This is a genomic window from Marinobacter sp. F4216 (assembly GCF_019931195.1).
Classification (GTDB): domain Bacteria; phylum Pseudomonadota; class Gammaproteobacteria; order Pseudomonadales; family Oleiphilaceae; genus Marinobacter; species Marinobacter suaedae.
The window spans coordinates 176,737-190,402 of sequence record NZ_JAIOUO010000008.1; the positions used below are offsets into that span (position 1 = coordinate 176,737).

Genomic DNA, 13,666 nt, shown 5'->3' on the forward strand with positions numbered 1-13,666 from the left:
TCAAGAAGCAACCAATGTTCTGCTTCGGGGCCGAATTGCTCGGCATATAGCGCCGTCTTGAACAAGACCCTGGCTGTCGCTGTTATAGCTCTGGCGCCTGTCTGCCATAGCAGACCAGAGTCTATAGCACATACAACAGAAAAAGGCCGGTGGCGTAAAGCCACCAGCCTGTCCATGCTTAAAGCACGGTGTCGATCAAAAACCGACTCTTACTTGAGCTCAACAGAAGCGCCTGCTTCCTCAAGCTTCTTCTTGGCTTCTTCAGCGTCGTCCTTGGAAGCGCCTTCCTTAACAGTAGACGGAGCACCGTCAACCATTTCCTTAGCTTCCTTCAGACCCAGACCAGTCAGCTCACGAACGGCCTTGATGACGTTTACTTTCTTCTCGCCCGGGCCAGTCAGAACTACGTCGAACTCGGTCTGCTCTTCAGCAGCAGCCGCGTCGCCACCAGCGGCAGCCGGAGCAGCAGCAACGGCAGCTTCAGCGGAAACGCCGAACTTCTCTTCCATAGCTTCAACGAGCTCAACAACTTCCATTACGCTCATTTCAGCAATTGCATTCAAAATATCGTCTTTAGACAGAGCCATGACTTTCTCCAAAAAATAGAAAAATAGTGTTCAACAGAATCAAGCAGCTTCGCGCTTCTGGTCACGGACTGCGGCTACTACCCGCGTAATCCGTCCAGGAACGTCGTTCAGGCTGCGTACGAGCTTGGTAACTGGTGCCTTGGTTACGACTGCCAGCTTGGTCAACGCTTCGTGGAGCGTCGGCAGCTTGGCAAGGCGATCAATCTGCTCTGCGCCCATCAGCTCACCGCCGACAGCCAGACCTTTGATCTCAAACGCCTCATTCTCTTTGGCAAAATCCTTCAGCAGGCGCGCAGCGGCACCCGGATCTTCCATAGAGAAGGCCAGAATGGTTGGGCCTACCAGAGCTTCGTCAATGCACTCGAACTCGGTACCTTTGATGGCGATCTTTGCCAGGTTGTTACGAACAACCTTCAGATGCACCTTCTCAGCACGAGCCTTGGCACGAAGCGCAGTCATGTCACCAGAAGTGACACCGCGGTAGTCAGCCAAAACCACAGACAGAGCAGCACCAGCAGTCTCGTTGACTTCAGCGACGATCGCCTTCTTGTCTTCGAGTCTAATTGCCACTGGTAATCTCCTCGATTTCGCCGGTTCTTACCGGCAAACCCATCAATGCCCTTTCGGGCGCCTAACGGTGTTTGGGTTCAGAGAACGTCTTCACACCGTCTGCGCAGGCGTTGCTTTAACCCTTGTGGCCTTCCGGCATCCGGAAGGCCGCGGGGGCCTGCGGTCTTTGACAGCCTTGGCTTCCGCCTAGACTACAAAGCAACTACCGATCCGGACCTTAAAGTGCCAGGGTTCCCTGATCGATAGCCAGGCCAGGACCCATGGTCGAGGACAGGGTGATCTTCTTCAGATACACACCTTTCGCCGACGCAGGCTTGGCCTTTTTCAGGTCTGCAACCAGAGCTTCAAGGTTCTCCTTGATGGTCTGAGCAGAGAATTCCACGTTGCCCAGCGGAGCGTGGATGATGCCGTTCTTATCGGTGCGGTAGCGCACCTGACCCGCCTTGGCGTTTTTGACCGCAGTCTCAACGTCCGGAGTTACGGTACCAACCTTCGGGTTTGGCATCAGGCCACGCGGGCCCAAGATCTGACCCAGCTGACCAACGACACGCATGGCGTCCGGCGTTGCGATAACAACGTCGAAATCCATGTTGCCTTTCTTAACTTCTTCCGCCAGATCGTCCATACCGACAACATCGGCGCCTGCAGCGGTTGCTTTCTCAGCGTTTGCACCCTGAGTAAAGACGGCTACGCGAACAGACTTGCCGGTGCCGTGAGGCAGAACAGTACTGCTACGAACAACCTGGTCGGATTTACGCGCGTCAACACCCAGGTTGACAGCAACGTCGATAGACTCCTTGAACTTGACGCCTTCGCCCAGCTCAACCAGCAGAGCAACGGCCTCGTCAATAGAGTATGAACGGCCGGCTTCCACTTTTTCACGAATCAGCTTCTGACGCTTACTCAGCTTTGCCATCTTACAGGCCCTCCACGTTCAGGCCCATGCTACGGGCTGTTCCGGCGATGGTACGAACCGCTGCATCCATGTCGGCTGCAGTCAGGTCAGGCTCTTTGGTCTTGGCAATCTCTTCGAGCTGCGCACGGGTCACGGTACCGACTTTCTCGGTATTCGGACGACCGGAACCACTCTTGATACCAGCAGCCTTCTTCAGCAGAACCGCGGCAGGCGGTGTCTTGGTGATGAACGTGAAGCTGCGATCGCTGTAAACAGTGATAACAGTCGGAATCGGCAGACCAGGCTCCATTTCCTGAGTCTTGGCGTTGAACGCCTTGCAGAATTCCATGATATTAACGCCGTGCTGACCCAGCGCGGGACCAACAGGGGGGCTTGGGTTGGCCTTACCGGCAGCAACCTGAAGCTTGATGTACGCTTCGATCTTCTTTGCCATGATAGTTCTCCTATGGGTTCAAACGCCTTTCGGCTCCCCTCTTCAGACACAAAAAGCCCGCGTCGCCTGGGCGCGCGAGCTTTCAGATGTAAAGCAACCGATCAGTCTTTTTCGACCTGCCCAAACTCCAGCTCGACCGGAGTTGAACGACCAAAGATCAGAACAGCCACCTTCAAACGACTCTTGTCGTAATCCACTTCCTCTACCACGCCATTGAAATCAGCAAACGGACCTTCAATAACGCGAACAATCTCTCCCGGCTCAAACAGGGTCTTGGGCTTCGGCTTTTCCGCACCACTCTCTACTCGGCGCAGGATCGCATCAGCCTCACGCTCGGTGATAGGAGCCGGCTTATCTTTGGTCCCACCGATGAAACCAAGAACCTTTGGCGTATCTTTTACAAGATGCCACGATGCATCATCCATTTCCATCTGGACGAGTACGTACCCCGGATAGAATTTGCGCTCACTCTTCCGCTTCTTACCATCGCGCATTTCGACCACTTCCTCGGTAGGCACGAGGATTTCGCCGAACATATCTTCCATGCCATTCAGAGCCACACGCTCTTTAAGAGTGCGCATCACATGCTTTTCGAAGCCAGAATACGCATGAACCACGTACCAGCGCTTAGCCATTGCACACTCCCATTAACCGATAAATCCGGCGACCAACCAACTGATCAGCGAATCCATTCCCCACAGAATCAACGCCACAACCAGCACAAACACCACAACAATAATGGTGGTCTGCACCAGCTCAGGCCTGGTGGGCCAAACGACTTTCCGAATCTCGACACGCGCCTCTTTCAACAAGGTCGCGAACCGACGCCCACGATCAGTCTGGAGCGCAACGAAGGCCGCCACAAGAGCGAGACCCACGAGAGCCAGAACCCGATACAACAATGACTCGGCACTAAAATACTGATTACCGACGACACCGACGACAATCAATGCGAAAACAACCAGCCACTTCAGGAGATCGAAACGACTGGTTGACTGTACGGCTTTTGACTCCATAGGAATCAGCTTTTGTATCCAAATGTTTTAAAAATGGCAGGCCAGGAGGGAATCGAACCCCCAACCTGCGGTTTTGGAGACCGCTGCTCTGCCAATTGAGCTACTGGCCTGCACCGAAACAACTCAGTGCAACTACTACTTACCGAGCAATCACTCGATAATCTTGGATACCACGCCGGCACCAACGGTACGGCCACCTTCGCGGATTGCGAAGCGCAGACCATCTTCCATGGCGATCGGAGCGATCAGGGTAACACTCATCTTCACGTTGTCACCCGGCATAACCATTTCTACGCCTTCCGGCAGTTCGCAAGAACCGGTTACGTCGGTGGTACGGAAGTAGAACTGAGGACGGTAGCCCTTGAAGAACGGGGTATGACGACCACCTTCTTCTTTGCTCAGCACGTACACTTCGCACTCGAACTTGGTGTGCGGAGTGATGGAACCCGGCACCGCCAGAACCTGGCCACGCTCAACGTCGTCACGCTTGGTACCACGCAGCAGAACACCAACGTTCTCACCGGCACGACCTTCGTCGAGCAGCTTACGGAACATTTCAACACCGGTACAGGTGGTCTTGGTGGTCTCACGGATACCAACAATTTCAACTTCGTCGCCAACCTTGATGATGCCACGCTCTACACGACCGGTAACAACAGTACCACGGCCAGAGATAGAGAATACGTCCTCGATCGGCATCAGGAACGGCTGGTCAATGGCACGCTCCGGCTCAGGGATGTAGTCGTCCAGGGCTTCTACCAGCTTCTTAACAGCGGTAGTACCCATTTCGTTGTCATCCTTACCTTCCAGAGCCATCAGGGCAGAACCGGTGATGATCGGAGTGTCGTCACCCGGGAAGTCGTACTGGCTCAGCAGGTCACGAACTTCCATCTCTACCAGCTCAAGCAGCTCTTCATCGTCAACCATGTCGGCCTTGTTCAGGAACACAACGATGAAAGGAACGCCAACCTGACGGGACAGCAGGATGTGCTCACGAGTCTGCGGCATGGGGCCGTCAGCTGCGGAGCAAACCAGGATCGCGCCGTCCATCTGCGCCGCACCAGTGATCATGTTCTTCACATAGTCAGCGTGGCCCGGGCAGTCTACGTGCGCGTAGTGACGAGTCGGAGAATCGTACTCAACGTGAGAAGTAGCGATGGTGATACCACGCGCTTTCTCTTCCGGAGCGTTATCGATCTGGTCAAACGCACTGGCAGTACCTGTACCCCATACTTCGTGACACACACGAGTCAGAGCGGCAGTCAGAGTGGTTTTACCATGGTCAACGTGACCGATGGTGCCCACGTTTACATGAGGCTTACTGCGTTCGAACTTTTCTTTGGACATTTGACCAACTCCCTAATCAACAGGACCGTAACGTTGACCGGATTGAAAGTGGAGCTCATGGGCGGATTTGAACCGCCGACCTCACCCTTACCAAGGGTGTGCTCTACCGACTGAGCTACATGAGCATTACAAAACCAAATTGGAGCGGGCAGCGGGAATCGAACCCGCGTCATCAGCTTGGAAGGCTGAGGTAATAGCCACTATACGATGCCCGCGAGCAATAAGTGGTGGAGGGGGCAGGATTCGAACCTGCGAAGGCGATGCCGTCAGATTTACAGTCTGATCCCTTTGGCCACTCGGGAACCCCTCCGAGCCAGATTTACTCTCGCAAACCTGTCAAAAACTAAAAGTGGAGCTGGCGGACGGAATCGAACCCCCGACCTGCTGATTACAAGTCAGCTGCTCTACCAACTGAGCTACGCCAGCTCACATTCGCCTCGTCAGCGAGGGCGGTATACTACGGATTTTTTTTCGGCGTTGCAACACCCTCACAAGGGTTGATTTCAACGAAATCAAAATTGCTTCCATAATCCGCTTCCACCGCCGGAACCAGCTCTTCTACAAGAGCGGGCTGCCCCTCAAAAGCGAGCGCGTAGCTTATCTGATTTCGGGGGAAGTTTGCCAGCACCGCATTAAGATTCTGACGTTTTTTTTCTTCCAGCACGGATATTGCTGCCTCTCGCGACTCAAACAGCCCCAGAGAGATCGCATTTCGGTTCTCACCCTCGGTCACGAGATAGGAATCAATGCCACGACGCTGGATCTCACGAAACTGCCGAAGCGCTTCGGCGCCTGGCTGAGGGGGGATGATGACCCAGTTATAGGGCGTCAGTTCACGGCGCTCTTCGACCACCACCAGCTCGACCGCCTCACCGGCCCGGGCCTCGATCAAGCGTTGCGCTTGCTCACGAGTCTCCAACCAGCCCATCCGGACACAGACCCTCAGTTCGGGCTCTTCGGCCGACACCTCTTCCACGGGCTCCCCCACACCTTGCCGGGCAGCGACACTTCCTGAACCCGTTTCCCCCATCGCCTCAGCTGCGCCCTCGGCTTCCGGCGAACCTGAAGCTATCGGCCCCACCGGCGCCCCAGCAACCGGGGCAGAAACATCAGCCACTTCCGCCCGGGGTTCGGCGTCAGGCTCCGGTTCAGGTTCAGGCTCAGGCACTGGTTCCTGCAACTCCGTGGCTGTTACCGGCTGGACGCCGGCTTCCTGCAATACCTCCTGCTCAGGGGCTGGCTCGGCCCACTCGCTGGTTTCGGACTCAGGCGATTTAAGGCTGGCAACACGAGGCAAGGTGCCCCCGTCCGTCACTGGGGACCGAACTGGCGGCTGGAACACATCGGCGAAATACCAGACGGCAACATTGATAGCCAGCACGATGAACGCCAACCACTTCATACCGCTGACTCCTCACCGTCGATACGTGCAAGCCCTTGCAGTACCAGGTCCGGAACAATCATCCCGCCCAGCCCCAAGCCAACCAAGCGCTCCGCATCTCCGCCGGTTACCAGAACATCCTTTATCGAAAACCGGTCTACGTCCTCCTGAATCTTCGCCACTATTCCGGCAGACAACCAGGCCAGCCCGTGGTTAACGCATTCCCCGGTTGACCGCCCGGGAGACCGATCCAATACCTGATTCGGCTCAAAACCAATGCGAGCGGCATCGGTTTTCAGGCTTCGGAACATCATCTGCAAACCCGGTAAGATAAAACCGCCAAGATGCTGCCCTGCTCCGTCAACGTAATCGACGGTAACGGCACTTCCCGCATCAACAATCGCCACCCCCTGTCGGTACGTTGACCAAGCGCCATACATGGCATGCCAACGGTCAGCCCCCATCTTTGAAGGATCGTCATAAGCATTTCGAAGACCAGCTCGCTCCGCCTCCGCCCAGTGATAGACCACAGGCGCCGGTGTTAACAAGGCCAACACCTCCGACAGGCGTTTTCGCTGCGGCTCTCCCGCGACCACCGAGACAGCAACACGCTCAACGTCGCTCAGACGCCCGGCGAGTGATGCCAGCGATTCCTGATCAACAAGGTCCACTGCGCCCTGATCTACGACCACTGGTTGCTCGTTGCTCCCCTTAACCAACCGCCACTTGATTCGGGTATTACCGGCATCGATGAGCAGCCTCATGACACCACCCTGAGACTGATTTCACCGGCGCGCACTGGAACGGTCCCATCGCCGGTCCGAACCAGATAGTTGCCGCGCTCGTCGATGCCCGCCGCGATGCCCACCACACCGCCTCCCTTAGCTTCTACGGATTGGCCTTTGAAAATATCACGTGCCTGCCAGGGTTCCAGAAAGGCACCGAAACCGTCTCGAGAAAACAGATCAAGCGCATCCTGAACGGCAGTAATCAAGTTACCGGCAAGATCATTGCGGCGCCAGCGAACGTCCGGGTAAGAACGGGCAAGACTGCTCCACGGCTGATCGACACCGCCCAGCGTTTGCGCATGTACATTGATACCGAAGCCGGCAATCACCTGCACAACCCCCTCCTGCAATTCCCCCTGAAGCTCTACAAGAATCCCACCGAGCTTTCCGCCGGGAACAAAAATATCATTGGGCCACTTTAACCCGAGACCCTGTGCACCGAGTCGCTCCAGAGCGTTGGCCACGGCAACCCCCAACACGAGGCTCAATCCATCAAGTCTCGAAAAACCACCCTGCAGAGTAATCCCCATGGATAGATAAAGATTTTCCCCCCGGGGACTCGTCCATACCCTCCCACGACGACCACGGCCCGCTGTCTGGCAATCAGCAATGGTAATTGGCAGACTGGCCTCCCCCGACGACATCCGACGACCGACCTCGGCGTTGGTCGAGCCCACTTCATCCAAGACTTGCAGGGCAATATCGCCCCGGTACTCAGGGGCAATGGCCGACAAGATGCTGTCGGCATCAAGCAAATCCACGGAGGAAAGCAACTGGTAGCCTTTGCCACGAATGGTCTGAATCTCCACACCCTCTTCCATGGCCTTTCGGACCTGTTTCCAGACTGCGGTACGACTGACACCAAGCTTGGCGGCGAGGGATTCACCGGAGTGAACTTCGCCATCACTCAGGTGTGTGATCAATGCTTTAGACTTCATTTGATGCTATCCGGACAGGAAAGTGGACTCCGCCGGATTAAACACCAGCAGAGACCAAAAGACAAAGTTGGTATCCAGCGCCGGGTAGCTGGATACCCGATTTCAGGGAATGGGCGTGGCGGTCAGATTGGCACGAATATCGACGTTCTGCAGATTGACCCCGTAGATTGCGGTTTGACTTCCTCCCGCTGGATGCACCAGGTCAACGTTATTGATAGACAACTCTTTAAACTGGGTGCGTGCCGATACAGCAAATCCCAATGGACGATTCTGCTTCTCATCTGTCGTAGGATTGCTGACATAGCGATAACCGCCGGGCGCCGAAGAATCCATGATTTTCTCATCTCCGCGCGCGCCAACCACGCCCTTTGCGTCGGTACCCGTGGATTTTTTCACCACTTTGGTCTGGTAAATATCTATCGCGAGGTCGGTCTGGATGCCGAAGGTATTATCCTCCATCCCATCACCATCAAAATCACCGCCATCACTGGTATAGATGTCATTGATGACCAGCTGGGTTCCGGTGCCGTTGACCAGGTTACCGCCATCACCAATCTGGCGATTGGTTTCCCAGGTCAGTGCGTTTTCTTTTCATCACTGAGGGCCCTGGCAAAGATTTGCTTGAGTCGAATGGTAACCCCTTCCTCACCCCGGTCTTCCCAGCGGCCACCGGTCGCCTAACACGCCAAGGCTGTCACCCCCATGCCTCCGGCACAGACCGTTCCGGCGCCGCCGGGCATGATCATCATACTGCTGCCGGTTTCGTATTTTTGCAGCTCGAATCGCCCAATACTCTGCCCCGTGTCCTTGTCACCCACTCGCAGGTTCCCGATATTCATGGTGCCCCACGCTTCACCCTTGATAATGGCCAGACCTTCATCAGTGAGATCGATAGTCATGTCCCGGACGTGACTGTCGTAGTCCAGCTCGGTCAACCAGAGACCTTTCTGGCTCATCTCGCCACTTCCCTCATCGTAGGGCGCGGCAATGACCGCGGCCTTACCGTTGCGAATTTGAACGTCCGAGTTGATGGTAATACCTTCCCCGCTCGTGCCCCCAGGACCGAGGGTCAGGTGCCCGTCCAGCTCGAACTCATAGGCAGGGTAGAATCCCAATGCCAGCAGCAGCTCTGTCCCGCCCTGCAACTCCGAATCCTCGCTGGCCACACGCAATCCATTGATTCGATATCCGGCCTCAACGCCCTCGAATCCAATTCTCAGTCCGTCATAGAACTGTGTACCATTCCGGACTTCAGACCTGGTTACGCTCAGCGTCACGTCACCGCGCCCCCAGGACTGCAAGCCGCTGAGGATGACTCGATTACCGTCTTCCGTATAGGCTATGTTGGCGTCAGCCAGGCTCCACTCTGTCGACAGTCGCATTCCCTGGGAGCCGGCATCGGCGTGACCACCACCCTGCAAATAGAGCGCATTGGTGTAGGCTTGGCCATTAAAGGAAGCATCTTCAAACAGAAAATCCAGATCGACAGCGCCGAAGCGCTTCCCCTGCCCACCGAGTTCAATGGAGCCGATGCTCAGATCGCCAGTCAACGAGGTGGTCGTCAACCCGAGCGCCGGCCTTCCACGGGGGTCTGCGGTAACATCCACCCGCAGGTCAATCAACTGGTAGGCTCCCGTAATATCGCGAAGCGCCAGGGCATTTCCATCCTCTATATAAAGGAAGTTGGCGCTGTGGATGGTGACATCCTGATCCAATCGAAGTCCTTCGCCCTGTCGGCATCCACCCGCTAAGTGCGTTCGTACGGACAGATCAAAATCACCACTGAGCCCCCCATATGAGGGCAAAGACTGCCCCGATGTAGCATCCACACTGACTCCATGATTCAGCGGACTCTTACTGTAGCGAACCGCCCCGACGCTCCAAGCCCCATTAACCCGAGGCGCGTTCAGGTCAATGCCAGCCCCAACGGTGTCGAGAGTGATGCCCAATGCTTCAACGGAGAGCGTGACATCATCAAGGAAGATTTCGTTTCCGTTAGTGCGATACCCGAGCCGACCACCGGTCACTGTGAAGGCTGTGTCAAAGGTGTAGCCAAAACCGGTAGCCCCCCCCTGAACTGATATTCAGATATCCTGTCATCGAATGGTCGAAAAAGAAGCCCCCCGCGCTCAGGCCCGGCGCGCCGGCAAGACGGATATCACCGAACTCGATACGGCGATCCTCGACCAGATAATCCAGATTCAAGGCCCCATCGCTTTCGATATCCAACTTGATCAGATGAAAAGCTCCTTCACCGGGGTCCACGGACGAACCGATACGAAAGCCTTCCAGATGTATGCCCTGACCATCATCGAAATAGGACAACTGGTTTGCCGAGACTCCGAGATCGAGTTCGATAGTCAGCCCGCTTTGTCCGCTGATGGAGGACATCGCAGAATCGTCCAGGCGTTTGAGCTCCCCTTGAGAAAGCGCCGGGACGATTAACGCACTGAGGCCAAGGGCAACAGACACTGCCACCCGGTGACTGAATATGAATGTCATACGCGTCCTCCCTTCCTAGGGCGTCCCGGCGGGGAAGACCAACAGGTTCCCCTCCATGATTACCTCGCCACGCATTTCCACCGAGAGCAGATCCGTCTGCTGGAAGCCAGGATCCGTCGGGCGCGCGGTGTTGCTCGTCGCGATGCTGAATCGGACATCGTTGAATCGAACCGTATTGGGCAACCCTAGCTCGACCACATCACGGCTGAACAATTCACCGTCCCCCCCAAACCCGGAATCAATACTTCTCACCCGCAATGTCAGCCCTTCGAAAGAAAAGTTGCCTCGGATATCGTCCAGCACCATCCAGCCTCCTTCCTTTTTAAGCTGATAGGCCAGACGCGCGCCGCACTTTTACCCGCATCGCCACAGCGGCCGAAGTAACCATTTTCAACGGGTCCCCCCATCTCATTGATGCTGACATCGCCAGACAGGTAAATCCCCCCCTGACCTGACACCTGCGAGAGGTCACCGTCTGCCAAGGGTGCCAGCTCTGCCAGCCCGAGGGAGCTGAACGAACAGCCAGCAAGAACCAGAAGACTTCGGATCACATCCATGAAAGGATTCATGGGGCGAGGTCCTTGGTTCGAATCTGAAGATATTGGGTGAGCATCCCCTGAACTCGGGCTGACCCGAAATGGCGGCTGCCAACACTCAGGTTACCGATGGTCAGGTTTGAGCGGTATTCAGGATTGGTGTAGTACTCTTCGTAGAAATCCCAAACCTGGGTATTGCTGCTGCCCCGTTTTCCATCACGACTAATTTCCCCGGGGCCCGGCTTCCGGATCGCGGCCACGTCCAGCACGAAGTTTCCGGTGCCGTCGACATCAAAAAAGACCGGCTGCAATCGATTACCAATGGCCAGCTGAAGAACAAAGTCACTCATCAGAATGCGAGAGCCGCAGGCCACCCCATTCTGGTCACAGGCATTGATGAACACTTCCGGTGAAAAGAAATTGAGCTTGAATTGCCCAACCATCTGCTGTCGGTCATCATCGCCCCAAAGGCGTATGTAACTACCATCAATGACCGCGTTCTTTGCATAAATATTGATATTGGCGGACCGGTCATCGCCTACGGCGATGTTCATCTGCATGCCAACATCCGGCCGCTCGCCATGGAAGTCCGCGTTGGCCGGCCGACTCGAACAGGTACCACTGCCCGCACCCACCGAAGTACTGAGACAATCGTAGCCTTCGGCCGATGGCACCATCGAAGGGGCAGTCAATTCCAGTACGGCCTTATTGGGAACCCCAATGACATTGCCATCTACAACGTCGATCCGATAGGGGTTGACCAGGCGACCAAGATTCACCGAACTGAGGTTCGCGCCATAGTTGCTGTCGGGGCCGGAGACATAAAGATGATTGACCGTAATATCCACATCCCGACCATCGGTGCTCTTGATCCCGCCAATCCGGAAGATCCGGACAGCATTACCGGACGCATCCGGCTGATCACTGCCGTGGGAGAACTTGAAGTTTTCCAGCACCAGCCCGACGCCCGCACCTTCGACTTCGGATAACTCAGCGTCGGAAAGGCCACGCAATTCCGCCACCGTAACCGGAGCAACCAGAAACAGGCTCATCAACAGGGCAAATGAAAGGGAGCGACACCCGGTTCTCGACGTTTTTCTGAATGAAAGGACCATAGACACTCCTAAAACAGGCCGCGTCCGCGGTCGATGTATTCGGTACGGTAGCGCTGGGTGCCATACAACGCTTCGTTAAGGTTAACCTCGGTTGCGCCGTTAGGAATGTTGAAGAAAGCACCGGCAGTCGTTCGGATGAAATCTTCAGGGGTGATGTCGGTTTTGCTGACGTCCTTCAGCCAATCAAGATCCTTGGTCTGAAAGGAGATGAAGGTACCATCGGTAGCACCGGTGATGCGCCGTTCGCCATCGACTTCGCCCACTTCGCCGATCGGAAAGCTGTTGTAGATATCGAGATCGAAACAGGCATCGATCCCGAGAATCACACAGTCCTGAGCGTAAACGTAGATATCACCGCTACCACAACTGAAGAAAGAGCAATCGGGGACCTCGATTTCCGAGCTGGACCCCCAACCAATCAGGTTTTTGACCGACCACCGGGTAAACCCATTGGCACCCTCCAGAACAAATTTCTCACCGTCCGGAATGCCAATGTACTCGGCTCTGATTGGATCCAGGGAACCTATATTCGGATCGCCTTCGGCGCCATACACCAGCTTGGCTTTCGTCACCAGCGGGCTGTTCTTCTCCAGCAGAGGCGTCAAAAGGACAATCAACTGGTCAAAGAAGTTACCGTCAGAGTCCGCCTGCTAATCCCCTCTCCACGATCGACGATGCCCACATTGATACTGCCGGTAAGGGTTTCAATCTTGCCGGAGAAAACCCCCATCGAATTACCGAAGCCAAGGCGGAAACCCACTACTTCTTCAGTGGCTTCATCGTAGGCAAATTCGAAGAAGGGATTTTCAATGTGGAAAGGGACTATTTCACCTTCGGCGTAGGCGGAGCCGTCGGGTTTTCGTTGACGGGGCGCCTTGGGGTTCGCCTCGAAGTAGGCCTGATTATTGATATACCCCAGACCAAAATCTTCGATATATACATCCGAGGTGCCGGCTTTTTCTCCATCCCGCTCATATCGGCCCATTTCAAGGACATCAATTCCGGTCTGAATATCGATATCCATTCCTAGGTTTACACGGGTATAAGAGGTGGAGTTGTTTTCGTCAGGGTGATATTGGCGATCAACAGACACGAACGCCTGGCCGGTCACTTCCGATAGCTGATCATCAGAAATGGGCTGCAAATCGGCAAAAGCCGATACACTCATCAACCCCAGCACTAGGAGGGCTACGCTATTTTTACTCATAGTCACGTCTCACTGTCGCCGCACTTTTATTGTGAGCGGCTGTTCCTTATGAAGACTGATGAGCGTCTCTGAAAGCTGGCTATGGTTTTATTTTTTGCCCGTTTTTTTTGATCAGTTTAATGCGACGTCCAGTCTGTCACTGTGAGGAATCTCGAAGAATGGTTATCCAGGCCAGTTTTATTTTTTGACCATCACAGCCAGAAGAGTACCCATGGCCAGTTTTCTAAAGGCAATAAAAAACCCCCGGCAGCGGCGCTGTCGGGGGTTTTGGTATTAGGAGTCTGACGATGACCTACTCTCGCATGGGCAATGCCACACTACCATCGGCGC

Annotated in this window: 16 protein-coding genes, 5 tRNA genes and 1 pseudogene; all 22 read right to left on the reverse strand. The window is 55.2% G+C overall.

Annotated elements, in window-relative coordinates:
- Positions 1–209: 209 nt before the first annotated feature.
- Entirely contained in the window at positions 210–587 is a 378-nt protein-coding gene (gene rplL, locus K8I84_RS15865; RefSeq protein ID WP_223795749.1) for a 50S ribosomal protein L7/L12, read from the reverse strand.
- 39 nt (positions 588–626) lie between these two features.
- Positions 627–1,157 carry a 50S ribosomal protein L10 gene (rplJ, locus tag K8I84_RS15870; RefSeq protein ID WP_223795750.1) on the reverse strand — a complete coding sequence of 177 codons (531 nt, stop codon included), beginning with the start codon at positions 1,155–1,157 and terminating at the stop codon, positions 627–629.
- Between the two features lie 217 nt (positions 1,158–1,374).
- Entirely contained in the window at positions 1,375–2,073 is a 699-nt protein-coding gene (gene rplA / locus K8I84_RS15875) for a 50S ribosomal protein L1 (RefSeq protein ID WP_223795751.1), read from the reverse strand.
- A 1-nt stretch (position 2,074) separates the two neighbouring features.
- On the reverse strand, positions 2,075–2,506 hold the full coding sequence (gene rplK / locus K8I84_RS15880) for a 50S ribosomal protein L11 (protein WP_223795752.1): 432 nt from the start codon (positions 2,504–2,506) through the stop codon (positions 2,075–2,077).
- 101 nt (positions 2,507–2,607) lie between these two features.
- Positions 2,608–3,141: a transcription termination/antitermination protein NusG gene (nusG, locus tag K8I84_RS15885; protein ID WP_223795753.1), complete on the reverse strand. Its 534-nt coding sequence runs from the start codon at positions 3,139–3,141 to the stop codon at positions 2,608–2,610.
- A 12-nt stretch (positions 3,142–3,153) separates the two neighbouring features.
- The gene (gene secE / locus K8I84_RS15890) at positions 3,154–3,522 is read right to left on the reverse strand and encodes a preprotein translocase subunit SecE (RefSeq protein WP_223795754.1); all 369 of its coding nucleotides are present in this window, start codon (positions 3,520–3,522) and stop codon (positions 3,154–3,156) included.
- Between the two features lie 34 nt (positions 3,523–3,556).
- A tRNA-Trp gene (locus tag K8I84_RS15895) sits at positions 3,557–3,632 on the reverse strand.
- Between the two features lie 40 nt (positions 3,633–3,672).
- Positions 3,673–4,869, reverse strand: a complete 1,197-nt coding sequence (gene tuf, locus K8I84_RS15900) for an elongation factor Tu (RefSeq protein ID WP_223795744.1) — start codon at positions 4,867–4,869, stop codon at positions 3,673–3,675.
- A gap of 49 nt (positions 4,870–4,918) precedes the next feature.
- Positions 4,919–4,994: transfer RNA gene (locus tag K8I84_RS15905), tRNA-Thr, on the reverse strand.
- A 15-nt stretch (positions 4,995–5,009) separates the two neighbouring features.
- Positions 5,010–5,084 (reverse strand) — tRNA-Gly (locus K8I84_RS15910).
- Between the two features lie 10 nt (positions 5,085–5,094).
- Positions 5,095–5,179 (reverse strand) — tRNA-Tyr (locus K8I84_RS15915).
- Positions 5,180–5,219: 40 nt separating this feature from the next.
- A tRNA-Thr gene (locus K8I84_RS15920) sits at positions 5,220–5,295 on the reverse strand.
- Between the two features lie 31 nt (positions 5,296–5,326).
- Positions 5,327–6,271 carry a hypothetical protein gene (locus tag K8I84_RS15925; RefSeq protein ID WP_223795755.1) on the reverse strand — a complete coding sequence of 315 codons (945 nt, stop codon included), beginning with the start codon at positions 6,269–6,271 and terminating at the stop codon, positions 5,327–5,329.
- Positions 6,268–7,014 carry a type III pantothenate kinase gene (locus K8I84_RS15930; protein WP_223795756.1) on the reverse strand — a complete coding sequence of 249 codons (747 nt, stop codon included), beginning with the start codon at positions 7,012–7,014 and terminating at the stop codon, positions 6,268–6,270. The genes K8I84_RS15925 and K8I84_RS15930 overlap by 4 nt, the downstream gene beginning before the upstream one ends.
- Positions 7,011–7,976, reverse strand: a complete 966-nt coding sequence (locus K8I84_RS15935; RefSeq protein WP_223795757.1) for a biotin--[acetyl-CoA-carboxylase] ligase — start codon at positions 7,974–7,976, stop codon at positions 7,011–7,013. The genes K8I84_RS15930 and K8I84_RS15935 overlap by 4 nt, the downstream gene beginning before the upstream one ends.
- A 102-nt stretch (positions 7,977–8,078) precedes the next feature.
- Entirely contained in the window at positions 8,079–8,435 is a 357-nt protein-coding gene (locus tag K8I84_RS15940; protein WP_223795758.1) for a hypothetical protein, read from the reverse strand.
- A 218-nt stretch (positions 8,436–8,653) separates the two neighbouring features.
- Positions 8,654–10,003, reverse strand: a complete 1,350-nt coding sequence (locus K8I84_RS15945) for a hypothetical protein (protein WP_223795759.1) — start codon at positions 10,001–10,003, stop codon at positions 8,654–8,656.
- Between the two features lie 13 nt (positions 10,004–10,016).
- Entirely contained in the window at positions 10,017–10,478 is a 462-nt protein-coding gene (locus K8I84_RS15950) for a DUF6160 family protein (protein ID WP_223795760.1), read from the reverse strand.
- Between the two features lie 15 nt (positions 10,479–10,493).
- Entirely contained in the window at positions 10,494–10,784 is a 291-nt protein-coding gene (locus tag K8I84_RS15955; protein WP_223795761.1) for a hypothetical protein, read from the reverse strand.
- Positions 10,739–11,047 carry a DUF6160 family protein gene (locus K8I84_RS17065; RefSeq protein WP_411722691.1) on the reverse strand — a complete coding sequence of 103 codons (309 nt, stop codon included), beginning with the start codon at positions 11,045–11,047 and terminating at the stop codon, positions 10,739–10,741. The genes K8I84_RS15955 and K8I84_RS17065 overlap by 46 nt, the downstream gene beginning before the upstream one ends.
- Positions 11,044–12,129: a hypothetical protein gene (locus K8I84_RS15960; protein ID WP_223795762.1), complete on the reverse strand. Its 1,086-nt coding sequence runs from the start codon at positions 12,127–12,129 to the stop codon at positions 11,044–11,046. Before K8I84_RS15960 ends, K8I84_RS17065 begins: the two co-directional genes overlap by 4 nt.
- Before the next feature lie 8 nt (positions 12,130–12,137).
- Positions 12,138–13,297: pseudogene (locus K8I84_RS15965) on the reverse strand (hypothetical protein).
- Positions 13,298–13,666: the final 369 nt, after the last annotated feature.

Excerpts from the sequence above, each read along its gene's own strand:
- K8I84_RS15960 (WP_223795762.1), bottom strand. The coding sequence starts at position 12,129 with ATGGTCCTTTCATTCAGAAAAACGTCGAGAACCGGGTGTCGCTCCCTT.
- K8I84_RS15925 (WP_223795755.1), bottom strand. The coding sequence starts at position 6,271 with ATGAAGTGGTTGGCGTTCATCGTGCTGGCTATCAATGTTGCCGTCTGG.
- K8I84_RS15950 (WP_223795760.1), bottom strand. The coding sequence starts at position 10,478 with ATGACATTCATATTCAGTCACCGGGTGGCAGTGTCTGTTGCCCTTGGC.
- rplK (WP_223795752.1), bottom strand. The coding sequence starts at position 2,506 with ATGGCAAAGAAGATCGAAGCGTACATCAAGCTTCAGGTTGCTGCCGGT.
- K8I84_RS15955 (WP_223795761.1), bottom strand. The coding sequence starts at position 10,784 with ATGGTGCTGGACGATATCCGAGGCAACTTTTCTTTCGAAGGGCTGACA.
- tuf (WP_223795744.1), bottom strand. The coding sequence starts at position 4,869 with ATGTCCAAAGAAAAGTTCGAACGCAGTAAGCCTCATGTAAACGTGGGC.
- K8I84_RS15935 (WP_223795757.1), bottom strand. The coding sequence starts at position 7,976 with ATGAAGTCTAAAGCATTGATCACACACCTGAGTGATGGCGAAGTTCAC.
- rplA (WP_223795751.1), bottom strand. The coding sequence starts at position 2,073 with ATGGCAAAGCTGAGTAAGCGTCAGAAGCTGATTCGTGAAAAAGTGGAA.
- K8I84_RS15940 (WP_223795758.1), bottom strand. The coding sequence starts at position 8,435 with ATGGAGGATAATACCTTCGGCATCCAGACCGACCTCGCGATAGATATT.
- K8I84_RS17065 (WP_411722691.1), bottom strand. The coding sequence starts at position 11,047 with ATGAATCCTTTCATGGATGTGATCCGAAGTCTTCTGGTTCTTGCTGGC.
- nusG (WP_223795753.1), bottom strand. The coding sequence starts at position 3,141 with ATGGCTAAGCGCTGGTACGTGGTTCATGCGTATTCTGGCTTCGAAAAG.
- K8I84_RS15930 (WP_223795756.1), bottom strand. The coding sequence starts at position 7,014 with ATGAGGCTGCTCATCGATGCCGGTAATACCCGAATCAAGTGGCGGTTG.
- secE (WP_223795754.1), bottom strand. The coding sequence starts at position 3,522 with ATGGAGTCAAAAGCCGTACAGTCAACCAGTCGTTTCGATCTCCTGAAG.
- rplL (WP_223795749.1), bottom strand. The coding sequence starts at position 587 with ATGGCTCTGTCTAAAGACGATATTTTGAATGCAATTGCTGAAATGAGC.